Genomic DNA, 24,796 nt, shown 5'->3' with positions numbered 1-24,796 from the left:
AAACCCTGGAGTACTTCCTTTTGGAGGAACAATAACTGAAAAAGGAAACTATTTCGTGAAAATAACATCCAAAGGAACTTCAGAAATACATACCATTGTAAAGAAATAACCTAATAAACCTGATTGTAAATGGGAAACATAAAGCGGGCGTCAGTTATATACTGCACACCCGCTTTTTTATGTAGAAATAAAATAAATTAGTTATCGTTTGATCAGTAATTTTTTAGAATATTTTTTACCTTGATTGTCATCAATAATAACATAATAAAGCCCTTCTGGTAATGAATCTATATTAATTTCTGAATTTTTTGACAGTACTTTTTTGCGTACTTGTAATACACCCATTGTATTAAAAACTTTAATAGAAACCCCTTCCTTTGGTAGCACACCATTTAATGAAATAGTAAATGTTCTATCTGCCGGATTAGGATGCAACTTAAATAAAGTTTTGTTTCCTATAGCAGAAGAAATTTGAGTATTCTCCAGAACTACTTCTTTTTCAGGAAGTGTTGCTATTTCTGTTCTACTAACATTACAATCTTCTATTTTTGCAGTAAAATGAGATCCGTTTTGAGCTCTGAAACCAGATTTAAGCACTAATTTTTGACCACCAGTATATGTTGCAGTTGCTCCATTGGCAATTGTATTGGTAGCGGTCAAAGTATTTGTTGCTTTTTGAATATCTGTAGCTCCAGATGGGACGTTTTGAGTAACTGTTAAATTTTCTGGACAACTATTACCACAATTTACGACAGCATTTTTAAGATGGGTTAATGTTGCAATTGCATTACGCATACGTTGTCCTTGACCTGCAGTAAAAAGACTCATACAATCAGGATGCGTATAAGCCATAATGATTCGCTCATCAGGATTATAACTGTCCCCATTGGCGTCAGTACCACTAGAAGTCCAGGTACAAGCGGGATGGTTTACATTAAATCTAAGATGAGGATCTGCAGGAGTATCAGCTACATAATCTCCACACGTTGTACTGTTAGATCCGTTTACCAATTCGGCACATTGTCCGGTATCACTTCCTCCTTCATTCACAGTCCCATGATGAGTATGCCATAAAAACAATACATGCCCCATCTCATGCGAGATAACACTAGATCTTACTAATGATCCAAAAGGAGCTTTCCAATAACTTCCGGATACCCAGAATTCTGAAGATTCTCCAACACCATTTGCTCTACCACCAGCACTAGAAGCATCATCAAATATATATACATCGATACCATCAGAATGATTGTTTACGGTATAAATAGTTGTAGTTGGATTACTATAATAGCTATCATTATCTATATAATTAATAACATTGTCCCAATCAAATGAAACCCCATGAGGGTTAAAATCCTGATTTAAGATATCAATTGCCTGATTGGTTTGAGCAACACTTTGGCCTCCAGTACCATTACTTCTTCTAATGACATGAACGTAGATGCGTAAGCAATAAGAATCTGCAACTGCCGCACTTCTTAAAGCAGATGCGTATGTGTCTTGATTAAAACTTTCTGATGGGGTAAAACAGAATGTTTGCGCTTGTATTTTCGAAATAGCTAATAATGCTATTACTACTATTAGGTTTTTTAAAAATGTTTTCATGTTATTTTTTTAGTAGTTGGTTTTCCTTTTCTAACAGCTCTATTCTCTTATTCATTTGGATGATATATAGGGTAAGTTCTTCTATTTTTTGAAGAAGCTTAGCATCCATTTCTCCTAAGAAAATTCCATTTTCTTGTACTTCCGAAGCACTGGGAATATCCTGTAAGTGTCCCTTTTGGTTGATATGATTTTCAACTTCTTGAAGAGTGGGCAATTTGTAATCGTCATAGAAAACAAAATCAGACCAAGTCCCTGCTTCGACAACTACTTCTCTTGCTCCTATGGATCCTTCAACAGCTAATCTATGCGATCCGGTATTTGTTGTTCCTATACCTACATTTCCTGTTTGCCCGTCTATAGTCATTCTAGTGATTCCGCAACAGGTGTTAGTTCCTCCTATTTGAAAATTCATTTTCGCAGGATAATTACCAGGCGTAAATACACCTGTTGTAGTAACTCCTATTCGTCCTATTTGTACGTTTGATTGTCCATCAAATCCAGAATAAATAATGGTCCCTAATAATCTATTTGCAGGAGTTGATGTAGGTGTAGTTGAATCTCCTCCTGTGTTTAAAAAATATAAATGTGGGTGCCCTCCATTAAATAAACCTTGTCGGGTAGTAATATTTAAAGAAGGATATTTATTATTTAGCTGATTGATAGTTATTTTATCATCAAAAGTTTGCTGACTGTAAGATGTCGTTTGAATTGTTATGATTAATAACAAAATGGTTATTATTCTTTTCATCTGTTATTTTATTAAATTTAATTAGACCTTTATTTTTTAGATTCTATTAGCTTTTCAAGCTGATCTAATCTTTCCTCAATAGATTTTAATCTTTTGATTTCTTTTTCTTGTTGAATGGTGTATAGTGTTAATTCTTCTACTTTCTGAAGAAGCTTAGCATTCATTTCTCCTATCGAAATCCCTTTTTTTAATACTTCTTTTTCTGAAGGAATATTTTTTAGGTGTCCGTTCGTTTTTATATGCTGTTCAACCTCTTCTAAACTTGGTAACCTATAATCAGGTTCGAATACAAAATCTGACCAAACATTTGGTTTTACTATGACTTCTTTGGTTTTTGTGATTCCGTCAATAGCTAAATTTCCTCCAGAAACTCCAAGAGTGTTATTATCTCTTAAAATAAGTCTCATATCATAATCGGTGTTAGGGTCATTAGAGAAATCTAAGTAAGGAACTCCATTACCTCTTAGTTCGATAGAAGCTCCCTGATCTGTATTTATAATAGCTCCTGTATTCCCCCAGCTAATGCTCTGACCTGTAGATAGTTTATTGCTCATTTTAACATCGCCACCTTCAATAGAAAGTAAATTGTTATTTCTAAGGATTAACCTCATATCATAGTCGGTAATAGGATCATTAGAGAAATCAAAATAAGGAACTCCATTACCTCTTAGTTCAACAGAAGCGCCCTGGTCTGTATTTATAATGGCTCCTGTGCTTCCCCATTTGATTTGCTTGGTCACAGTAAGTTTACCATTAATAGTCTGATCTTGAGCTGTAAGGTTAAGTACAGCTACAATGCATAGAATTAAACTTGCTAATTTTTTCATCGTCTTGGTTTTAAGAGTTATTGAATGAATTTTTTATTTACTGAGATTTTCGACTTTATTTTGAAGAGTAGATATCGTTTTTCTTAAAGTTTTCAGTTCTTCATCCTGTTGAATTGTGTAAAGCATTAATTCCTCTATCTTTTCGAGTAATTTTGCATGCATGCTTCCTATTTGAATACCATTTTCTAAAACTTCTTTTTCGCTCGGTATATTAGGAAGATGTCCTTGAGTTTTAATATGTTTTTTGACTTCATTTAGCGAGGGTAATTTGTAGTCAGAACGAAACACATAGTCAGGCCATGGTGAAGCTTCTACTACAACTTCTTTGGCTCTGATATTACCATTTACAGCAAGTTTATAACCTCTTGTGTTAGTGGTTCCTATACCAACAGTGCCATCGGTATCAATAATTCTTAAACGTTCGACTCCTTTGGTTTTTAGGATTAGATCATTGTTGTAAGAAGAAAACGCATTTGTAGTTGTATATACATCTTTGTTAAAGATAAACTTTGGCATATCGGTGTAGATATGTGCCCAACTACTGTTAAGAGGGCCAACATCGATGTATCCATAAGTTCCGTTAACTCGTAATGCTCCTCCTGCAAGATTTCCTCTAATACTTCCATTAATATGGAGTCTAGTTTGAGGATTAGAAATACCGATCCCCATATATCCGTTTTCATCTTTAATTCTTAAACGTTCAGTTCCTTTGGTTTTTAAGATGAGGTCATTGTTGTAAGAAGAAAATGCATTTGTAATAGTGTATACATCTTTATTAAAGATAAACTTTGGCATATCGGTATAGATATGCGCCCATCCGCTGTTAAGAGGACCAACATCTATGTATCCATAAGTTCCGTTAATACGCAGTGCTCCTCCTGCAAGGTTTCCTCTTATGTCTCCGTTGATATGTAGTTTGGCTGCCGGATTGGTGACTCCTACTCCTACATTACCACTTAAGCTGTAAATGGTGTTCTGATTGTCGTAATTGTGTTGTGCATGCAAGCACATGGTGATACAGAGTATCACCAATGAAGATAGTACTTTTTTCATTGTGTATGTATTTAAATGGTTAATGTTATAAAGTTAAAATTTCCCCGTTTTATAACAACATTTTTAATGTGAAATAAATGTTATAATGATACTTTATAGCGTGTTTTTTTTGTAGTTTTAAATTTTTACTCTACATTTGTAGAGTTAATTCTAATAATGTAGAACAATGCAATTATCAAAAACGGAAGAACAATTAATGCAATATCTCTGGAAATTGGAGAAAGCCTTTATGAAGGATTTATTAGATTCTTTTCCAGAACCTAAACCTGCAACTACTACTGTAGCTACACTATTGAAAAGAATGATTGATAAAGGTTTTGTGAATTATACGCTATATGGAAAATCAAGAGAATATTATCCATTAGTAAAAAAGACAGATTATTTTTCTAAACATGTAAATGGACTGATTAAGAATTTTTTTAACGATTCGGCTTCACAGTTTGCATCATTTTTCACATCAGAAACCAACTTATCTACTACAGAATTAGAAGAACTTAAAAAGATAGTAGATAAACAAATCCAAAAACAAAAGCAATGATTATATATATAATAAAGTCATCTCTTTGTTTGGTGCTATTATGGTCTTTTTACAGGCTATTTTTAGAACGAGAGAATATGCATCATTTTAAAAGGTTTTACCTTCTTTTTAGCTTGATTTTTGCATACACGATCCCTCTGGTTACTATTACTTATGAAACAGATACAGTACTTAATCAAGAAAATATTCAACAACCTGTAAATCATCTAATCCTATCAGATAATGTACAGGTAGAAGCCACGTCTTCAGACTATTTTTCGACAATTATATGGATCGTTTATGGTATAGGTGTTTTGATTTTTGCAATTAGATTTATAAAAAATATATACCATTTGATTAAGAAGGTAAGAAGAAATGAAAACCTGAAAGAGTCCTCACATATTAATGTGCTACTCACGAATTCTATTATTCCGCATACATTTTTGCATTACATATTTGTTCCTAAAAAAGAATTTCAGAAAAAAGCTATTCCGCAAGAAGTATTATTACATGAGAAAACTCATGTACAACAAAGACATACTTTAGATATTCTGTTTGTAGAGATTTTTCAAGTGATTTTTTGGTTCAATCCAATATGGTTTTGGTTAAAAAAATCAATTAAGTTAAATCATGAATTTCTTGCAGATCAAAAAGTATTGAAGCAACAGTTTTCAATACATCAATATATGGACCTACTCGTTAATTATCCAAACAGTTCTCATCAAGCTGTATTAGCGAGCCCTATCAATTATTCATTAACCAAAAAACGAATCGTTATGATGTCACAACAATTTTCTAAAACTAAAGCAACAACTCGATTGTTGCTGTTTCTACCTATCCTTTTAGGATGTATTCTTTTGTTTAACAATAAGATGGTAGCTCAACAAAAAAGTACTACAATTAGCACTACCGTAGCACCAACTCACCCTGATAAAAAAATGAAAATCAGAGTTAGTGGAGAGCAAATTAACATTAATGGAATTACCACTGATTTATCTGGTGTGGCTGCCGTTATTGATAATGCTACAAAACAGTGGAAAGACCATGAGTTAACAGAGTTTCAATTTAGTGTCAAACTAGAAAACACGAATGATAAGTTTCTCAAAAAACTCAATAAGGTATACCGAAAAACAAGGTTATATAAAGCTAATCCAGATGGGCATGATCTTATTCCACCTTCACCTCCAGCACCACCAAAAATGAGAACGAGTGTCGTTCCTGGACCTCCGCCTTCTCCTAAAGCACATAAAAAATTAAAAGCTCCAAAGCCTCCAAAACCGCTTAAGGAGCCAAAAGTGTCAAAGCTTCCGAAAGCACCTTCTTATTCTCGGGCAGAACTTGAAGAACTTGAAAGAGAAGCAGAACTTATAAAGGAAGAAGTAGAAAGAGAAAAAACTGAACTCGCAGAACTGGCAGAAATAGATAAAGCTATCGCTATTGAACGAGCAGAGGAGGTAAGATATGAAGCAGAGCAAGTAAAAGAAGAAATAGCTGACTTGGCAATAGAGAGAGCAGAAGCATCAAGATATAAAGCAGAACAAGCAAGAGCTATAGCGATGGAACGAGCTGAGAAAGACAGGTTAATTGCTATGGAAGAATCGAATAGAGCCCGGGAGCAATCTTATAAGATAAGAGAAGAAGCCATGAGAAATGCTGAAAGAGCAAGATTTGAAGCCGAGAAACAAGCAATGATTCATGCAAAAATGAGTAGAGCAGAAGCAAAACAAGTTATGGAGCAAGCCGAGAAAGTAAGAGCTATGGTGAGAGATAATGCAGAGAAATCAAGAAAACAGGCAGAAAAAGCCCGCAGAAAAGCTATGGACGACGCGAAAAGAGCTCGTGATGTGGTAAGAAAAGAGGCTATTAAAGAGAGAAAAGAAGCGAGAAAACGTATACAAGAAGTTAGAAAAGAACAACAAAAAGCTCGGGAAAAACAACAAAAAGAGAATAATTAACGTATCCAGTTTTCCGATAGTTTTAAGAACGAAAACTCCCTACAGGGAGTTTTTTTATGCAACATATCGCTATAAACCAGCGTTATACTTATTATCAATCAAAAAACCCTTAGATGATGTTAAAACGTTTTTTTATTTTATGCTCCGGCGCAGATGCCGATATATTAGCAGATAGTTCTGATGGAGAACAGAATAAATATGCTGGTATTGGGGCAACAGTTTTCTTTACAGCAGTAATGGCTTTTATTGCTGCCAGTTATGCCCTATATACCGTATTTGATACTTATTTTACTGCTATCTTCTTTGGTTTAATCTGGGGGTTACTGATCTTTAATCTGGATCGGTTTATTGTATCCACTATTAAGAAGAAGGATAATTTTATGGATGAACTCCTACAAGCTTCACCAAGAATTATTTTGGCCATAATTATTGCAGTTGTCATTTCTAAACCTTTAGAATTAAAGATTTTTGAGAAAGAAATTGATCGAGTTTTACTCGAGCAAAAGAATGATTTTACTTTAGCGAATAAAGAGCAAATCGCAACACAATATACCCCGGCTATTGCTACAATTGATTCTGATATTAATACACTTAAACAGGAAGTAACAACCAAAGAAACCGAGGTTAACGATCTTTATGAAACTTATATTGCTGAGGCAGAAGGAAGAAAAGGTACAGAGATTATTGGAAAAGGACCTGTATATAAAGAAAAACGCGAGAAACATGATGCAGCTTTGGCAGAATTAGCCCAATTGAAAAAAGCGAATGCAGAGAAAATAGCTGCCTTAGAAATTCAAAAAACAGAATTGACTGCCGAGTATGATAATCAAGTGACGACATCTCAACCTATTATTGATAATTTTGATGGATTAATGGCTCGAGTAAATGCTTTAAATGAGTTACCCTGGTTACCTTCATTTTTTATCTTTTTATTATTTCTAGCTATAGAAACCTCACCTATTTTTGCAAAATTATTCTCTCCAAAAGGAGAGTATGACTTTAAATTAGAAGATGTAGAAGGTGAAATAAAAACATGGGTTGCTCAGAAAGAAGATCAGCGAAAAGTACTATTAGAGACAGATCATACGATTAATGATAGAGTATATGGTGATCTTTCTGAAGAAGAGGAATTATATGCATATAAGAAAAAGATTGCCCGAGAAATGATGAAAAAACAGCAAGATGCTTTTTATAAAAAGCAAACGGGCATTTTATAAATTTGGTACTTCTTAAAATAAAAATAGACCTCACAAGCTTATACTATGGCTTGTGAGGTCTGTTCGTTTAACAATGTTTTATATAAGAAAGATAGGCTATACTATCTGTAGAAAAAAAGGTTGTGAATATGTATTCTTCATTTTATGACAGGTGTTTTGTACTTCTAACTCAACCTATTTCCCTGATCATTTACAAATAATAGCGAATAACACAACCTCTTTTCTTTAAGTAGTATAGAGATTTAGTTTTTAATAAATTTAGTTGTTAATAACCCTTTACTAGATTGAAGATGAAGAATATATTGGCCAACAGGTAATCCAGTAACATCAATCAAAACAGAATTAAGACCCATTAATATATCATTTGTGCCTTTTGGAATTGGAGCAGCAAAAGGATCTTCTTTTATAAGTTCGTCTCTAGGATCAACGATAAATTTAACAACTACTTTTTTTACAATTTCTCCAGAAAGCCTTAGTATAGTTACAGTAGCATTACCAGTAGTTAAAGGGTCTTTAGGAGTTATTGCTAAATAGTTACTTGCCGGATTTGGCGAAAGTATAAAGTGATTATCAAAGGCACTTGTTTTGGTAGGTTTACAACTAGTATTAACGTTACATTTAGAGTACCCCAATGTAAATCTTATATAGTTGTTAATCTCGTTTAAAAAAGATACCGAATTAACACAAACAAAATTTAGTTTTGGGCATCCATCTAAGTAAAGACGTCTGGCATGATGAACTACCCCAGAGAAATGCTGGTAACTTTGGTAAAAAGAATGATTTCCTGTTAGATATGCTTCTCTTAGATTTGGATTGTTGCTAATGTTTAATTTATTTACAGATTTACAATTTCTAATATCAATTTTGGATATTAAGTTTCTACTAACATCCACAGTTTCTAAATTAGTATTTGATGTAATATCTAATGTAGTTATTTGGTTATTAGACAATCGTAGTACTTGTAAATCTACACTACTGTTTAGAGATATTTGCAATAATTGGTTGTTATCAAGAGTAAGATAGCGTAGTAGAGTCTTATTGCTAAGATCGATTGAGGTTAGCTTATTATTGGCTAGATCTATGGTGTTTAGTTTATTGTTTTTACTAAGGTTTACAGAAGAAATTTGATTGTTTTTAAGAAGAAGAACTCTTAAGTTAACAAAATATTCAATCCCAATTATATTACTAATGTTTTTATTTTCAAGATTGATAACACCTACCTTTTCTGCTTCGTCTACAGAGATTTGATTATCACCGTCAATATCATACTTTGATACGAGTCCAGCTTTAAAATTAGGGTCATTAAAATTAATGATTTTAGAAGTAGGAGCTAAGCTACAGTCACTACTAATAACACAATTATAACCTAATGCATCAACTCTATTTTGTATGTATGCAGTATCAGAATAATATTTGTGTAAGCAAATAAATTCTAGTTTTGGGCATTTATCGATCTTAATATATTTACTTAGGTATCGATGAGTTAAAAACATGGTTTTTAACTCACTATTGTCACTAACATCCAGGTTAACTATTTTACAGTTTCTGGCATCTAGTTTAGTTATCTTGTTTTTTGAACAATATAGATAAACGAGGTTGATATTTTTAGAAAGATCTATTTCTGTTAAAGCATTAGAGCCTATATCTAACCTTTCTAGATTTGAGTTTCCGGTAAGATTGATAGACGTTAGTTTATTTTTCTCAACGTTTATACGTCTCAATGTTGAAGTTACAGGCAGTTTTAAACTAGTTAACAGACTTTCTCTTACATCTAGATGAGTAAGCATTGTATTTTTAGAAGCGTCTATGGTGGTTAGTAAGTTGTTACCTATATTTAATTCATCTAATTTTGTGTTTTTAGAAACATCTAAGCTTGTTAATTTATTTCCCCACACATATAACCTAGTTAGATTTAGGTTTTTGGTACTATTTAATTCTTCTAATTGGTTAGTCCATGCATGAAGTATTGATAATTTCGTATTACTATCAATATTAATTCTTTTAAATTTATTATTGTATATTTTTAATTCAAATAATATCGCATTTTTAGATACATCCAATTGTGCTAATTGATTGCTATTTGCATCCAATCGTTCTAATTGTGTACACCCCGATATATTTAAATTAGTCAACTGATTTTGACCAACATCCAAGTATTGTAATTTTGTGTTTTTTGTTAGATTTAAAGAGGTTACCTTATTCTTAGGAATAGTAAGGTGTTTTAAATTTATAAAATGTTCTATTCCAGTAAGATTTTGAATATTCTTATTTATAGCTTTTATGGATAAAGCTTTTTCTGCTTCTTGCTTACTTATGTTTGCATCATTATTGGTATTTATTGATGATGCTAGTAAAGCATTTTTAAAATTAGCATCAGGAATATGAATATTTTGCGCATAAGAGGTTAGGGTAAGGCATAGTAGTATACCCAAAAAGATAATTTTTTTCATAAGTACGAATGAGTTAGTTTTAATTTGATAAATAGTTAATAGAATTTGTTTTTTAGGCTTTGTATTGAGGATGTTTTTTTGATTATTTATATCAAATTTTGTGTAGATCTTGCTGGCTTATTTGAAACAAAGATAAAGGTGGAAATTGCACTATAACAAAAGGAGTAACTTAGGATTTATAAATCTTGATCAGTATATTTATAAATCTTAACCATTGTTTTTAGCTTCAAAATGCTTTTTATCAGAAGGTTTGTTTTTTTTGAGAAAGTTTCATGATTTGTTATTAAAATCATACTCTATTTATATGGTTATCCCTTATCTTGTCAACAATTTTTAACTATTCACTTTGAATATAAGAATGAAGAATATTTATAGTATTGTTTTAATTTTTATAAGTTTCACCTTTCTCCATGGTAGAGGAGTAAGTATGATAACGAAAAACAGGATTAATGAAAAACAATATTCAGTTTCGGATTCATTAACACATAAAACATTTGATGAATTACGGTCACTTTTTATTAAACACTATAAAGACTCTGTTTTAGTTAAAAAAATATCGAATACATATCTTACCAGAGCAAAGAAAGACAAGGATAGTATTGAGATAGCAAATGGATATCAAATATTCTTTGAAATGAATATAAATAATCCAGAAGTAGCTTTGGCATACACAGATTCTATGATTGCCGTTACCAAAGTCGTAAAAAATGAATTCTACCCTGCAAGAGGTTATCTTTTAAGAGGCTATCTTTTACAAAAATTAGAACGATATAATGAAGCTTTAACTTCCTATTTAATTTCGAAAAAACATGCAGAGATCAATAATAATATTGGTCATATCATTGCTATAACACATAATATTGCAATACTCAAGACCATCTTAGGAAAAGATGAAGAATCTTTAGAAATCTATAAAAAAAATTTAGACCTCCTATCGACTCAGGATACTATTGGTAAATTTAGGTCACATTATATAGCTACTCTCTGTAAACTGTCGGATAGTTATAATTTGTTTAAAGAATATGATACTGCACATTTCTATTTGAAAAAAGGGATTACATCGACTCTATCAGGAGATATCCCACATTTCTATTCTGAGTTACTTTCATCATACGGAGTTAATAGTTATTATAGAAAAGAATATAACATAGCACAGGATAGTTTAAAAAAGTCTCTATCTCTTTCCAAAAAGACTCCGTATACCAATATACTTATTACCTATTTATATTTAGGAAAAACACTACTAGAACTAGAACAGGAAGAAGAGGCTATTGGGTATTTTAAAAAAATCGACTCTACGGTACACGTTTCTAACTATATAATAGAAACCAGAGAAGCATTTACATTACTTATAGATCATTATAAGAAGAAAAATGATAAAGCGAATCAGCTAAGAATCATGGAAAAACTGATAAAACTGGATAGTAGTTTTTCTGTAAAGTATAACAAGTTACATATTAATATTGTAAAAAAATATGATAACGTACAACTTATTAAAGACAAAGAACGATTAATAAATAGCATTAAAAATCATAGTAGAACAACCATAAACCAATTATGGATTTTTGGTGTATTAACTATCGTATTGATAAGTCTGGGGTATTTATTTTATTACAAAAAAAGAAAGAAAAGCTATGAGAAAGTATACCAAGAAAAACTTCTAAATGCAGAACATTTAAATAAAAAGAAAACGCAGAAAACAAAAGATATTGAAATCGCACCAGAATTAAGAGATGATATTTTAAAGAATTTAGAAGAGTTTGAGAAAAATAAAACTTTTTTAAAAAATGGTTTAACATTAGCTATAGTTGCCAAAAAACTAAAAACAAATTCTACATATTTATCCAGGATTATCAATATGGATAAACAAAAAAACTTTGCCAATTATATTAATGATTTACGTATTGAATATTGTATACAACAAATAAAAAGTAATAAAAAATTTAGACACTATTCTATAACGTCTATGGCAAAAGAAGTAGGCTTTAATAATATTCAGTCTTTTGTTAAGGCTTTTTATAAACAAAATGGATGCAATCCTGCTGAGTATATAAAAGAGTTTGATAATGAATAAGTTACAAGGGTAGCGTGCTTGGTAAAACAACTACATATTTATAAATCTTACCTAGAACATATAAGAAATGTATATAACAATTAATGTTTGTTGGCTACATTTACATTATAACAAATTTCAAATTAACTCATCATGAAAACGAATAAGAAAGTAAAACTAGAATTTAAAAAAATGAATGTAACCAAACTTACCGATTCTAATATTGCCAGAATAAAAGGAGGAAATAAGGATGATCTTATTAAAGTTGACGGTACAGTTGGTAGTTTAATATCTCGTATTATAAATGGCGCGAATCATTCATGCAATAGATAATAAGACCTTATTATTTATAAAAAATAGAGACCTTCTTTGACTATAGAACCATCTTTGATTAAAACTTACGATCGGGATGATAAGCTTCTAAACTCAAAGAAGGTTTTTGATCAGAAATAATTTCTGAAACCAGTTTCCCTGTAGAGGTTCCCATAGTCCAGCCCATCATAGCATGCCCGGTAGCAATAGTAAGATTGTTACAAGTACTAGACTTACCAATATAGGGTAGCCCATCTGGAGAAACCGGCCTAAGACCAGATGTAGCTGCTTCTTTCTCTGCATTAGAAAGTTTAATATCGGGATAGTATCGCTGCGTGGCATTTGCGATAGTTTCGACTCTCACCTTATTAATCTTATGGTTAATACCTGCTATTTCCATAGTACCGGCAAATCTGGTAAATCCTTGCATTGGGGTTACTGCAATTTTGGCTTCAGTTAGTATAGCCGGCATGGTTATTCCTAAATCTCTTTCAGCATTAATACGGTATCCTTTTCCGGCTTCCAGTAATAGTTTGATTCCTAGTTTTTTGCTTAGTAAATTTGACCATGATCCTGCCGCTAGTACAAATTCATCTGCTGTGTATGATGTATTCTTAGTGCGTATCGAAGTAATTTTATTGTTTTGTATACTAATATCTTCTACCTTTTCATTTTTGCGAATCGTTACCCCAGAAGCTTCAAGAAAAGCTTTCATTTCATCCATAAAGGTTTGCGGGGTAGTATGCCAATCACATTCATATAGTACTGCTCCTTTTGCTTGCAATTGTACATTGGGTTCCATTTGTTTTAATTCGTCAAATGAAAGCTCTTTTACGGGCAATCCTTCTTTGGTTGCCATCTTGCCAACATGAATTTCTTCTTCGAGCATTTTTTCGGTTTGACAGACCATTAAAAGCCCTTTTTTTTCTAACTGAAACGTAAAATTTTCATCAGATCTGATTTCAGAATACAAATCTCGACCTAATACTGCGATATCTTTTATGGCAGCAATACCTTGATTTACATTTTTTACCGAGCAAGATTTGTTAAATGCCCATGTCCAACGTAAGAAATCCGAATTGAGACGGGGTTTTATAAATAATGGGCTAGTAGGGTTAAACATCCATTTTAATCCTTTTTTCATTACACCTGGTGCTGCAAGAGGGATGATATGACTTGGCGAAAGATAGCCTGCATTAACGTAAGAAGCACCAGAATCCATAGCAGATTGATCAATTACAGTAACATGATGCCCTTCTTTATGTAAATAATATGCAGAACATAATCCTATGATTCCGCCTCCTATGATAATAACTTCTTTGCTCATAATTGTAATACACTTAGACAAGCTTAGTGTGATATTCTGTTGTGTTTACTTAGTATTTTATTACGTCTTATTTAGTGTTGGCTAAATAACCTGAAAACCATGTGCATATGGATCATCTTCATCATCAATAATGATAGTATTGTATCCATAAACTTTTGCCCAGCCCTGAATACTTGGGATAATGGCTTTTATGTCACCTAATTGTGTTTCTTCTTCGATTCTACCAATGAATGTACTTCCGATAAAACTTTCATGAACGAATTCTTCTCCTTGTTGTAGTTTTCCTTTGGCATATAACTGTGCTATTCTTGCAGAGGTTCCTGTTCCGCAGGGAGAACGATCAATGGCTTTGTCTCCATAAAAAACAGCATTTCTACCCGACGAATCGGGATTGATAGGATCTCCTGTCCAAAGCATATGGCTTACATCTCTAATCGTATCATTTTCTGGGTGAATAAATGCATTAGGATATTTTTTGTTAATACGTTCTCGTACCACTTGAGAATACTGGATTAACTTACTTGCTGTAAAATCATGAACCCCGCTAAAGTTTTTTTGAGGATCTACAATGGCATAAAAATTTCCACCATAGGCAACATCAAAAACGAGTTCACCTAATTCTGGGCATTCTATAGTTAAACCTTCTGCAGCCAGATATGATTTTACATTTTTGAGCTTTACCCAATCTACTTTTTTATTGGTTTGTTGGTATTCTATTTCTACCAATCCTGCTGGAGCTTCCATTCTAATTTTTCCAGGAGTTTTGGGTTGTATCAACCCTTCTTCTATAGCTATGGTGATGGTTCCAATAGTGCCATGACCACACATAGGAAGACACCCAGAGGTTTCTATAAATAGAATAGAAAAATCATTATCGGGATGGTGGGGTTCGAATAAAAAACTACCACTCATCATATCGTGTCCTCGAGGCTCATACATTAGCCCTTTTCTTATCCAATCATAAGTGGTGAGAAAATGTTGCCGTTTTTCACTCATCGTTTTTCCAATTAGATCGGGTCTACCTGTTGTAACTACTCTTACTGGGTTTCCGCAGGTATGAGCATCGATACATTTAAAAGTGGTTCTAGCCATTTTTTGTTTTTTCGATATAAGTATTAATTCTATTTTCTAAAATTGAAAGCGTAACTGTACCTTGCTCAAGAACGACTTCATGAAATTCGCGGATATCAAATTTATTTCCCAATACAGTTTCAGCTTTTTTACGCAATTCTCTAATTTTTAATTCACCAATTTTATAAGACAAAGCCTGGCCTGGCCATGAAATATATCGATCGGTTTCTGTATGTATTTCATGTAATGATAATGCTGTATTCGAAGACATAAAATCTATGACTTGTTCTCGTGTCCATCCTTTTGCATGGATTCCTGTATCTACTACCAAGCGACATGCTCGCCACATTTCATAGGTTAGTTTCCCAAATTGCTCATAAGGAGTAGTATACATTCCCATTTCTTCTGCCAGAAACTCAGCATATAATCCCCAGCCTTCTCCATATGCAGATAGATATAGATCTTTTCTAAATTGTGGTATGCTATCTCCTAATTCATTGTTTAAACTACCTTGCAAATGATGCCCGGGTACAGCTTCATGTACGGTAAGCGATGGTAGTGTATATAGTGTTCTGCTTGGTAAATCATAAGTGTTTACCCAATAATATCCTGGATCGGTGCTATTGGCTTCTGTTCCTACATATCGACCACTGGTGTATTTTGGAGCAATAGCATCTGGTACAGGGGCTACCCCATATGGTTTTCTGGGTAATGTTTTAAAAAAACGAGGTAGCTGTTCATCTGCTCGCTTAGCCATATCTCGGGCAATCATAAGTAACTCATCTGGTGTTTTTGCATAGAATTGCTTATCGGTACGAAGAAATTTAAAAAAGTCTGAAAAGCTACCCTGAAAATTAAGCTCTTTTATGATGATCTCCATTTGCGCTTTTATTCTGGCAACTTCTTTTAATCCAATATTATGAATCTCATCTGCAGTATATGTAGTGCTTGTAGTATAAAAGTTAATCCTGTTTTGATAATAAGCTTCTCCATTTGGAGTTTGAGATACACCAATAGTAGTTCTTGTCTTAGGTAAATATTCGGTTTCAAAGAATGTCTTTATTCTTTTAAACTGAGGAATAACCTTATTTTTAATTACTTCTTCGGCTGCATTACGTATTGAATCCTTTTGAGCCTTTGTTAGTATTTCTGGCAAGCTTTTAAAAGGAGAATAAAAATAACTGTTTTGAACACTATCAACGATATGGTCATTATATGTTGATTCATATCCTTTAAAAATGACTCTTGGTTGAGAGACTCCTTTTTCAAGACCTTCTCTTAGGTTTATAAAGTGCTGATCAACAAATTCGGGTATTGCATTAAGTTTATTTAGGTAATTTTTAGCCTGTTTGTAATTGGCCAATGGCCTAACCATATAATTGAGATTGCTATGAAATCCAGAATCAGATAATAAAGGATTGAGATAGGCTTCAAACTCATAAAAATCAACAGTTCTTTGTAAAGTAAATTTTAATAACTCAAGAGATATTTTATCAGTTTCTTTAAGTAATGTAGCATCAATACCATTTAGTTCTTCTATCTTTTTTTGAGCAAAATCAGCTTCTTTTTTGAAATACTCTTTGGTAAAAAGACCTAAAGGATATGCCTTTTCATCATACCCTTCTCTTTCATCAATTTCTGTAATAATTTGATGTAATGAAGCCGATGGGTCTTTCTGTTTTTGTTCTTTACAGCTAAAACAGAAAAACAATGTTAGAATTGCTATGATTTTAAAAAATTTCATGCTAAACGAGTATTATTTTTTTAATATTAATTCTAAAAATTAGATTTTAGAATCTGTATGCTTACCATTAACTAGTCTAGAAATCCCTAGAGGATTTTCATTTTTAAGTTCGTTAGGCAATAAATTATTAGGCCAGCTTTGGTAGCTAAATGGGCGTACCCATCGTTTAATAGAATGAATACCAACTGCTGTAAACCTACTATCTGTTGATGCAGGATATGGACCACCATGTAGCATAGATGGGCATACTTCTACCCCTGTAGGAACGCCATTAAATATGATTCTTCCTACCCTGTTTTGTAATGCATCAATTACTGTATTGTATTGTAGTGCTTCTTCGCTTTCTGCAATAATGGTTCCTGTGAGTTGCCCTTCTAAGGTATTAATTATGGTTTCTAATTGTTCGATATCCTGGCATTGCACAACCATAGAGAATGGCCCAAATACTTCTTGATGTAAGGTTGTGTTTTCTAAAAATGTTTTTCCTTCTACTGTGGTAACTGTTTGTCTTGCATAATTTACAGCAACATCACTATCAAGCTCTGCGGTGACAGATAGTCCATTTTGTTGTAATGCATTTGTTTTGTTTCTTTCAAAATTTCCAATAATGTTGGGATGCAACATACAGGAAGGTTCAATTTTTACAATTTCTTCAGAAAGTGTCGTTATAAAATTAGTTAAGGCTTCTCCTTTAACACCTATAAGCAAGCCAGGATTTGTACAAAACTGACCAGCTCCTAGCGTTATTGATTTTGCATAGGTTTTAGCCAAATCAACTCCTTTTGTAATTGTTGCTTCAGGTAATAAGACTACAGGATTTATACTTCCCATTTCTGCAAATACCGGGATTGGCTCTGGTCGTTTTGAAGCTAAATCAAATAAAGCTCTACCTCCTCTAATACTTCCTGTAAAACCAACAGCTTTTACTGCAGGATGTTCTACTAATTGAACACCTACTTCAATTCCTGAGCTATTGAGGTTAGAAAATACTCCATTTGGCATTCTTGTTTTTGTGGCTGCTTTGATAATTGCGGCAGATACTAATTCTCCGGTTCCTGCATGCATAGGGTGTGATTTTACAATAACAGGACATCCTGCAGCAAATGCAGCGGCGGTATCACCTCCGGCTGTAGAGTAGGCTAGAGGAAAATTACTTGCTCCAAAAACAACAACAGGCCCTAGGGGAACGAGCATTTTACGAATATCCTGCTTAGGAATAGGACTGCGATCCAAATTGGCAGTATCTATAGAAGCTTCTACCCATGATCCTTCGGCTACCAAATCAGCAAAAGTTCTTAATTGCCCTATGGTTCTACCTCTTTCACCTTTTGCTCTTCCTTCTGGTAAACCAGTCTCTGATCTGTATGTTTCTATTAGAAGATCATCTAAAGCCAGAATCTCATCAGCAATTGCATTTAAAAATTCTGCTTTTTTAGCGCCAGAAACCTTTCTGAAAATTTCAAAAGCTTCTGAAGCTAATGATACAGCTTTTTCGATTTCTTCTTCTGAAGCTTCAAAAAATGTATGTTCATTTTCAATATTCAACTTAGGGTTAAAAGTCGTGTAGGTTTTACTTCCTATAGCCGAAAGTTGATTTCCTATATAATTTTTGCCTGTTATCATAGTTTCAAAATGATTTAATGTGAAAATAGATCAATTTCTAATGAAAGAATGATGTTGTCTTTATTATTTTTTGATACATCACTTTAAAGACTAATCTATTAATTCAATGTTTTTGTATTTGGGTAATTGTGGTCTTGTTTTTAGGCCGGTTTCAATAATTTCTAATACTTTTTTACGTTCATCTCCAACGAGTGGTAGCCTGGGTGGGCGCACATACTCTGTGCCGATTCCGGTAGCTACTTCTGCCAGTTTTATATTTTGTACTAATTTAGGGTTTATGTCTAACTCCAGCAAAGGTAAAAACCAACGATAGATTGCTATAGCTTCTTTAATCCGACCAGCTTTCTGAAGTTCATAAATAGCTACAGTTTCTTCTGGAAAAGCATCTACTAGTCCTGCAACCCAACCATCTGCACCCATCAGTAAACTTTCGAGAGCTAATGTATCTACTCCACTTAGAATTTTTAATCTATCACCAAAGCGATTTTTAATTCGTGTTATATTAGAAATATCTCTTGTAGATTCTTTTACGGCCTGTATATTATTCAATACTAATAGCTCTTCAAACATATCCAAAGAAACTTCTATCTTATAGTCCACAGGGTTATTATAAATCATTATGGGCAGATCTGTACTTTTGGCTACTTCTTTAAAATACACTACAGTTTCTCGATCTCCTGCTTTATATCGCATTGGTGGGAGCATCATCAAACCACTAGCTCCATCTTCTTTTGCTTTTTTAGCAGCTTTAATCGCTCCTTTTGTCGTTTGTTCTGCAATATTAATGATAACCGGAACTTTGTTTTTAACGATATCAACAGTGGTTCTAACCAAAATTCTTTTTTCGTCATCACTTAATGTACTTGCTTCGCCTAAGGTCCCGCCCAGTATAATTCCGTGAACTCCGGCTTTAAGTTGTGCATTGATATTAATTTCAAACATTTCTAAGTCTAGTGTATCGTCTTTTGTGAATTTTGTAGTCACTGCAGGCATTACACCTTTCCAATCTATAGCCATATTTAAATTTTTTCAAAGATATTATGAAAGCGATGAAAGATACATTGAGAAATTATCTATATCTGATACTATATTACCTTTTATTGTTAATATATGCATAATTATGATTAATATTGATTCATAGATGAATTAGAAATGAAAGCATTACCCTTTAAAATACCGAAATCCTCGACTGACACCTTAATTGTTCAGGAAGATAAGGAAGTTGTCTTTTATGATAAATTTCATCAGCATGAGGAGATACAGATATCGATCATAATATCGGGAGAAGGGAGTTTAATTGTTGGAGATACGATCACCGATTATAAAGCGAATGATATTTTGATTTTTGGGAGTAATGTTCCTCACGTATTAAAGAGTGCTTCTTCTCCTATAAAGTCGTATATGATTTCTCTTTTTTTTACCAAAGAATCCTTTGGAAATTTATTTTTTAAACTTCCTGAGTTTAATGATTTATCGGGGTTTTTTAGAAATTCGGTATATGGGATTAGGGTGTTTTCTAAAAAAGAAAAATTAAAAAAACAGTTTTTGAAAATTGTTGAGAAAAAAGAAAAATTAGATCGTTTTACCATTTTTTTGAAGATCTTAAAAATACTGAAAACATCAAATATCAAAACCATATCATCGTTCATTTCAAAAAGAGCATATACCGATAATGAAGGAAAAAGAATGGCTAAAGTTTTTCAGGTGGTAATGAATGAGTTTAATAGAGATTTTTCGCTAAAAGAGGTTGCTGATCTAGCAAATATGACACCTAATGCTTTTTGTCGATATTTTAAGCAACGAACCAATAAAACCTTCTTTCAGTTTTTGATCGAGGTACGAATTGAGAATGCATGCAGGTTAATATCGAGAGAATTGGATATCACTATTTCTGAAGTTTCTTATCGGAGTGGCTTTAAAAACCTCTCTAATTTTAATAGAAAATTTAAGGAAATAAAAGGGATGACACCTTCTGATTATAAAAAAAGATTACATGAACCGAGTTTTAGTTAATTTTGACTTCTTTCAGGACGAGGGATATTCTGCTATAATATTATTAGTTTTTGAATGTTTAGGGTTACCACATACAGGGATAGAAGGTTCTTTATGTACATTATACGGAATACCACCACTTTTGGTTGGTAATACAGAAGTAGATTCATGTTTAAATATATGAACATCTGATCGAGTATATCTTCCTGCCAAAGCAAGACGCACACGATCATTAGAAGTATTTGCATACGACGCATGAGTATTTAAAGAAGTAAAAATAATTGCCTCACCTGCTTTCATTTCCAGGTCTCTAATAATAACATTCTCAAAAAGAGATGGCACTTTTTTTTTAATTTTTTCGAATACTAGTTGTGCTTTCTTGAAATTACCTGTAGTATACCAAATAGTTTTTAAGGTTTTGATAATTTCTGAGTAGGGCAGAGACATTAGATAACCAGATAAATCATCTTGGATATTCGTTACAATTCTTTCGAAACGTCCATCCCGAAATGAGCCTTCTATCATACGTAGGCATCCTGTCTCTTTATTGGTATCCCGTAGAGCAATCCATACAGATAGTTGCGCAATTGCAGGGTGTGTAGGATGAGTGGGTTCTAATTTTGGCTTTTCATCAGATTCTCGAAATGTACCCGTTTGATGCCAAAATGTACCTTCCTGGTCTGGCTTTTTTTCAAAAAACTGGGATCTCCAACATAATAAATCATCACCCAAAATACTTTGAAGAGGTTGTGATAATTTAGGATGTATTAATACATCCCAAAGCCTTTTGTATTTTGATCCCTGAAAAAACCCCAGATAATTAATAGAGTAATCACCAGATGCTTTTAACGAACTCAAAATATCTTTACCAAATAGAGTAGTTTTATGAAAGTGTTTTCTAAATAGGTCATCACTTTCATTCGCAAGATTTTCGGCTTCTATAGTGTCTAATACACGAAATGGCCCATGAATACCACTACTTATAAATTTGTCTATTTCTGGTTGTGTAAGGTAATGTTGTCCAAATTCTTCTTTTCTTTTACTCCCTAATATGTCAAATTCACCTAAATCCTCATCAACATTAGCGAGTAAATTAAAGTTTTTACCAAATATGAATCTGATAGGTTTAATGATAAATTTAAATATGGTAATTAAAATAGCAGCAGTATGTACTTTTAGTTTCTGTAGCAAATTTAATTTTGTTCTTGCCCAGTAATCATTTAGGCTTTCATAGCCATCCATCATAAAATTATCTGTGGTATTCACTTGCTTTATTAATTCGTTAGAGCTATTATTAATCTAATAATCTAGACATAATGGAGAAAAAAGATAGCGTCTAATCTACTAAATTTTGTTTGTTTTATTCGTTTAAAAACTTCAACATATTTAAAAATCCCCCTTAAGTTCTCAATATATAAATGGAAGAGATGATCTATTTTGCATATTTCAGGAGCCATTTAGGTAATTCATAAAATATTTTGTACTATTAGTTTTGAATTTAGAATAGACTTTTCATGATTCTAGTTGTTGTTCTTTAATATTTTTAGTGATTTCGGAGTTTACTTTTCCTGTATGTGCTGTCGTTTTGTTTTCTATTAGCATGATTTTACATTCCTCTGTCGAAGAAACTCTATGATTAATACCTCGTTTTACAATAAACAAATCTCCTTGATTCATGACAAAAGGGTCTTGCCCTTCTACTTCAAAAAGAAGGCTTCCTTCGATAATGTAGAAGAGTTCGTCTTCATCCTCATGGTTATGCCAGGGTACTTTATCACCTTTTATTTTTGCGAGCTTAACGTAAGTATCATTAACTTCTCCAATTATTTTTGGAGAGAAATAGTCTGTAATATCTTTAAATTTTTCTATAAGTTTCATATCCTCTTTATTTTAAATTATTGAGATTAATCATATTACATTTAAACATTGTGCTGGTATGAATAATCTTTTTCATCTTTTATTTTTGATGTACTTTAAACCCCATCCCTTCTTTAATAGTATTAATTGATATACAACCCATTTCTGCAATTTTGAGTAACTTTTTAAAAATAACTGGATCACTGCATTTTTTATAAGATACATCAAGGCGTATATCTGTAAAACGTTTGGGTAAATCTTCGCTTTTAGTTGCGATAACATCAACCTGAAATCCTTCAATTTCGAAACTTCTGGATTGTGCTGCAGCAAAAAATGTACTACAAAAACAGCCACCAATACCTGTCAATAAGTATTGACCTCCCATTAACCCATTACCGCCACCACCTTGACTTATAGGTCGATCTACAATAACTTTTATGGTGTCATTGTTTAATTGCATTGCTGTATTTGATATTTGTTCTAGTGTTATTCGAATTGCTTCCATTTCATTCATCTAATTAAAAAATTATGCTAACTGCTCTATATAACTTTTTACAGCTATAAGATATTCGTCTAATATTTTATCATTATTATATACTTTTCTAATACCTCTTACCCCTTCAAAAGCACTTATCAGAAAAATAGCTGTTGCCGATGTGTCAACATTTTTTCTAATTTCACCTTTAATTTTGCCTTGCTCTAATAGATTGACCATAATCTCCTGCCAATGATCAATTATATCCCTAAGCATTTCCCTGAATGAATTTTCTGAATACCCAACTTCGTTAATCAAGTTATTAGCAGGGCAACCTAAATCTTTTTCCAAATCAGAATACCCCTCGATACGTTTGATAAAGACATCACATAACAATGGTATTACGGGTGCGTCGTCCGGATTTTTGAGAGGCGCAACCATTCTTTCATAGACTCTTTTCCTTACGGTAAGATCAATTACTTTTTCCCCAATATTTTTCTTGCTATTAAAATGATGATAAAAAGCACCTTTAGAAAGCCCTGTGCCCTTTATGATTTCAGGAATACTAGTCTTGTTATAACCATGCTTGTAGAATAGTTCAAAAGCACTATTAATGATCAAATTCTGAGTTTCTTTGGATTTGATTTTTTGGTTCATATGACAAATATACAAAAAACATTCTTATCGGTATGTTTTTAAAATTCATATTGCTTAATTAATGTTGAGAATGGCTGTTATTCTCAATGTTACTTGTATATTCTAAAATAAGTCACAAAAAGAGATAGCGATTTGACTTTATAATCAAATCGCTATCGTTTTTATGAAGTGTTATGAATATTATGTGTGACTAAAGACGAGTTATTGATCGATAGGTTTATGAGTGCTTATTGCAATTCTGTTCCATGCATTTATATTTATTATCGCCATTATTATTTGGGATACATACTTTTCATCAAAATTTTCAATAGCTTTTTGATATGTTTTGGTTGTTAATCCCTTATTATGGATCATTGTTACTTCTTCGGTAATTTGTAGAATAACCTTTTCTTCTTCTGTAAATATATCGGTTTCCTGCCAGGCATCAAGTAAAAAAATACGTTGTTGGGTTTCTCCGTTTTCAAGGGCGTCCTTGGTGTGCATATTTATGCAAAAAGCACAGCCGTTTAGTTGCGATACTCTTATGTTTATAAGTTCTTTATGAATATCACTTAACTGGCTTTGTCTTACATAATTTCCAAGGGTATACATGGCTTTATATGCTAAAGGCTCGCTTACATCAATTTGAATTCTTTTTTCCATTGTTTTAGTATTTGAATTTGATGTAAAGGTATTTGCTGTCGTCAAGAAAAAACTTAAACTGGTTTAAGAACGTTTTTTATTTCTGATTTCGCTTACATATTCTGGTGTAAGTCCTAAAAAAGAAGCAATTAAATATTGAGGAACTCTTTGGGCAAATTCGGGAAAATGTTCTGTGAAATGAAAATAGATTTCTTCTTTAGAAAGATCAAGTAAATACTTCGTTTTGATCAGAGATGCTCCGTACGAAATTTGATAAATTACTCTAAAATACTTTTCGAGTTTTGGGAATTTGTATAATAACTCTTCTTGCTTTTTGTAAGAGATAGTAAGGATTTTTGTGTTTTCGACTGCCTGAATATAAAAGCCTGTTATATTTTGGTTATGATAGGCCAAAAAGTCTGTCATCCACCAATTCTCAATGGCAAATTGAATAGTTCGTTCTGTTCCTTTATCATTGATATAAAACATCTGAAGGCACCCATTTACTACAAAATGATTGAAATTACATGTATCTCCTGCCTTAACAATAATTTCTTTTTTGTTTACGCTACGCAAATCAAAGAAAGTTAGTATTCTTTGAAAATCTTTTTCGTCAATTTTGACAAACTTGTTGATATGTTCAAAAAATTGCGTAGCCATTTTATTTTCAATACTAAGTTTGCTAACTACTT

General features: G+C 32.6%; 22 protein-coding genes. 6 read left to right on the top strand and 16 right to left on the bottom strand.

What is annotated here, in order from left to right:
• Positions 1-201: 201 nt before the first annotated feature.
• Genes Z053_RS0102595 through Z053_RS29755 form a run of 4 tightly spaced genes read right to left on the bottom strand, consistent with a single transcriptional unit; the run spans position 202 to position 4,233 of the window.
• Positions 202-1,605, bottom strand: a complete 1,404-nt coding sequence (locus Z053_RS0102595; RefSeq protein WP_025663474.1) for a zinc-dependent metalloprotease — start codon at positions 1,603-1,605, stop codon at positions 202-204.
• 1 nt (position 1,606) lies between these two features.
• Positions 1,607-2,353, bottom strand: a complete 747-nt coding sequence (locus tag Z053_RS29765) for a hypothetical protein (RefSeq protein WP_025663473.1) — start codon at positions 2,351-2,353, stop codon at positions 1,607-1,609.
• 29 nt (positions 2,354-2,382) lie between these two features.
• A complete protein-coding gene (locus tag Z053_RS29760) occupies positions 2,383-3,180 on the bottom strand; it encodes a hypothetical protein (RefSeq protein ID WP_025663472.1) in 798 nt (265 codons plus the stop codon).
• Between the two features lie 33 nt (positions 3,181-3,213).
• Positions 3,214-4,233, bottom strand: coding sequence for a hypothetical protein (locus Z053_RS29755; RefSeq protein ID WP_025663471.1), 1,020 nt, complete (start codon positions 4,231-4,233; stop codon positions 3,214-3,216).
• 166 nt (positions 4,234-4,399) lie between these two features.
• Here Z053_RS29755 and Z053_RS0102575 point away from each other — a divergent pair, with 166 nt between their 5' ends.
• The 3 genes from Z053_RS0102575 to Z053_RS0102565 all read left to right on the top strand — a co-directional run bounded on the left by Z053_RS0102575 (position 4,400) and on the right by Z053_RS0102565 (position 7,922).
• Positions 4,400-4,771: a BlaI/MecI/CopY family transcriptional regulator gene (locus tag Z053_RS0102575; RefSeq protein ID WP_025663470.1), complete on the top strand. Its 372-nt coding sequence runs from the start codon at positions 4,400-4,402 to the stop codon at positions 4,769-4,771.
• A complete protein-coding gene (locus tag Z053_RS0102570) occupies positions 4,768-6,705 on the top strand; it encodes a M56 family metallopeptidase (RefSeq protein WP_025663469.1) in 1,938 nt (645 codons plus the stop codon). The genes Z053_RS0102575 and Z053_RS0102570 overlap by 4 nt, the downstream gene beginning before the upstream one ends.
• A gap of 116 nt (positions 6,706-6,821) precedes the next feature.
• Positions 6,822-7,922 (top strand): DUF4407 domain-containing protein, encoded by a 1,101-nt coding sequence (locus Z053_RS0102565; RefSeq protein WP_025663468.1) that lies wholly within the window; start codon positions 6,822-6,824, stop codon positions 7,920-7,922.
• 242 nt (positions 7,923-8,164) lie between these two features.
• Here the strand turns inward: Z053_RS0102565 and Z053_RS0102560 are convergent, their stop codons facing one another.
• Positions 8,165-10,372 carry a leucine-rich repeat domain-containing protein gene (locus tag Z053_RS0102560; RefSeq protein WP_025663467.1) on the bottom strand — a complete coding sequence of 736 codons (2,208 nt, stop codon included), beginning with the start codon at positions 10,370-10,372 and terminating at the stop codon, positions 8,165-8,167.
• A gap of 427 nt (positions 10,373-10,799) precedes the next feature.
• Here Z053_RS0102560 and Z053_RS0102555 point away from each other — a divergent pair, with 427 nt between their 5' ends.
• Positions 10,800-12,446 (top strand): helix-turn-helix domain-containing protein, encoded by a 1,647-nt coding sequence (locus tag Z053_RS0102555; RefSeq protein WP_206539200.1) that lies wholly within the window; start codon positions 10,800-10,802, stop codon positions 12,444-12,446.
• A 132-nt stretch (positions 12,447-12,578) separates the two neighbouring features.
• Positions 12,579-12,758, top strand: coding sequence for a hypothetical protein (locus tag Z053_RS0102550; RefSeq protein ID WP_025663465.1), 180 nt, complete (start codon positions 12,579-12,581; stop codon positions 12,756-12,758).
• A gap of 58 nt (positions 12,759-12,816) precedes the next feature.
• On the opposite strand, the gene Z053_RS0102545 is transcribed toward Z053_RS0102550, so the two are convergent.
• From Z053_RS0102545 to Z053_RS0102525, 5 genes are all read right to left on the bottom strand, one after another.
• Positions 12,817-14,064 carry an NAD(P)/FAD-dependent oxidoreductase gene (locus tag Z053_RS0102545; RefSeq protein ID WP_025663464.1) on the bottom strand — a complete coding sequence of 416 codons (1,248 nt, stop codon included), beginning with the start codon at positions 14,062-14,064 and terminating at the stop codon, positions 12,817-12,819.
• A gap of 81 nt (positions 14,065-14,145) precedes the next feature.
• On the bottom strand, positions 14,146-15,156 hold the full coding sequence (locus tag Z053_RS0102540) for a 4-hydroxyproline epimerase (RefSeq protein WP_025663463.1): 1,011 nt from the start codon (positions 15,154-15,156) through the stop codon (positions 14,146-14,148).
• Positions 15,149-16,879 (bottom strand): DUF885 domain-containing protein, encoded by a 1,731-nt coding sequence (locus Z053_RS0102535; protein ID WP_025663462.1) that lies wholly within the window; start codon positions 16,877-16,879, stop codon positions 15,149-15,151. Before Z053_RS0102535 ends, Z053_RS0102540 begins: the two co-directional genes overlap by 8 nt.
• A 39-nt stretch (positions 16,880-16,918) precedes the next feature.
• A complete protein-coding gene (locus Z053_RS0102530; RefSeq protein ID WP_025663461.1) occupies positions 16,919-18,502 on the bottom strand; it encodes an aldehyde dehydrogenase (NADP(+)) in 1,584 nt (527 codons plus the stop codon).
• Between the two features lie 90 nt (positions 18,503-18,592).
• Positions 18,593-19,519, bottom strand: a complete 927-nt coding sequence (locus Z053_RS0102525; RefSeq protein WP_025663460.1) for a dihydrodipicolinate synthase family protein — start codon at positions 19,517-19,519, stop codon at positions 18,593-18,595.
• Positions 19,520-19,654: 135 nt separating this feature from the next.
• Between Z053_RS0102525 and Z053_RS0102520 the strand changes: the two genes are divergently transcribed.
• Entirely contained in the window at positions 19,655-20,515 is an 861-nt protein-coding gene (locus tag Z053_RS0102520; protein WP_025663459.1) for an AraC family transcriptional regulator, read from the top strand.
• Between the two features lie 12 nt (positions 20,516-20,527).
• Here the strand turns inward: Z053_RS0102520 and Z053_RS0102515 are convergent, their stop codons facing one another.
• The 6 genes from Z053_RS0102515 to Z053_RS0102490 form a co-directional block, all read right to left on the bottom strand.
• Positions 20,528-21,760 carry a phytanoyl-CoA dioxygenase family protein gene (locus tag Z053_RS0102515; RefSeq protein ID WP_152538247.1) on the bottom strand — a complete coding sequence of 411 codons (1,233 nt, stop codon included), beginning with the start codon at positions 21,758-21,760 and terminating at the stop codon, positions 20,528-20,530.
• A gap of 246 nt (positions 21,761-22,006) precedes the next feature.
• Entirely contained in the window at positions 22,007-22,372 is a 366-nt protein-coding gene (locus Z053_RS0102510) for a cupin domain-containing protein (RefSeq protein WP_025663457.1), read from the bottom strand.
• A gap of 79 nt (positions 22,373-22,451) precedes the next feature.
• On the bottom strand, positions 22,452-22,865 hold the full coding sequence (locus Z053_RS0102505) for an OsmC family protein (RefSeq protein ID WP_025663456.1): 414 nt from the start codon (positions 22,863-22,865) through the stop codon (positions 22,452-22,454).
• Between the two features lie 12 nt (positions 22,866-22,877).
• Positions 22,878-23,483, bottom strand: coding sequence for a TetR/AcrR family transcriptional regulator (locus Z053_RS0102500; protein ID WP_025663455.1), 606 nt, complete (start codon positions 23,481-23,483; stop codon positions 22,878-22,880).
• A gap of 201 nt (positions 23,484-23,684) precedes the next feature.
• Entirely contained in the window at positions 23,685-24,125 is a 441-nt protein-coding gene (locus Z053_RS0102495; RefSeq protein ID WP_025663454.1) for a carboxymuconolactone decarboxylase family protein, read from the bottom strand.
• Positions 24,126-24,188: 63 nt separating this feature from the next.
• Positions 24,189-24,764 carry a Crp/Fnr family transcriptional regulator gene (locus Z053_RS0102490; protein ID WP_025663453.1) on the bottom strand — a complete coding sequence of 192 codons (576 nt, stop codon included), beginning with the start codon at positions 24,762-24,764 and terminating at the stop codon, positions 24,189-24,191.
• Between the last annotated feature and the right edge of the window lie 32 nt (positions 24,765-24,796).

Source organism: Aquimarina megaterium XH134 (genome assembly GCF_000520975.1).
GTDB classification, from domain to species: Bacteria; Bacteroidota; Bacteroidia; order Flavobacteriales; family Flavobacteriaceae; genus Aquimarina; species Aquimarina megaterium.
Note: the sequence above shows the minus strand (reverse complement) of the source record. Positions and strands in the feature narration are given on the sequence as shown.